General features: G+C 70.8%; 1 protein-coding gene. It reads right to left on the bottom strand.

What is annotated here, in order from left to right:
- Window positions 1-2: 2 nt before the first annotated feature.
- On the bottom strand, window positions 3-318 hold a 316-nt coding region (locus tag VR45_RS18375), incomplete at its 5' end, for a hypothetical protein (protein WP_234326033.1).

The raw sequence follows: 318 nt of genomic DNA, 5'->3' as shown, positions 1-318 counted from the left end.
TGCTACGCGGCGCGGGGTGCCTTCCGGCGGCCGAGCAGCCAGCCGACCAGCGCGAGGACCCCGGCGAGCGGGCCCAGGAAGGGGGCGGGAGTGGTGTGGAAGACGGTGCTGCCGAGCACACCGGCCAGCTGCCAGCCGCAGGTGAGCACGGCCGCCAGCGACAGCCAGTGCCACCGGTCGTTCCGTGCCACGGTGAACGGCAGGACGAGCACGGACACGGTCTGCACCAGGTACCCGTACTGGAACCAGCTGACGTAGACGCTGTCCGACCAGGTCACGGGCGGGGGCCCGTCCGTGTACTCCCTGTCTCTTATACAC

This window comes from Streptomyces sp. NRRL S-495 (genome assembly GCF_000966955.1).
In the GTDB taxonomy this organism is placed as follows: domain Bacteria; phylum Actinomycetota; class Actinomycetes; order Streptomycetales; family Streptomycetaceae; genus Kitasatospora; species Kitasatospora purpeofusca.
Note: the sequence above shows the minus strand (reverse complement) of the source record. Positions and strands in the feature narration are given on the sequence as shown.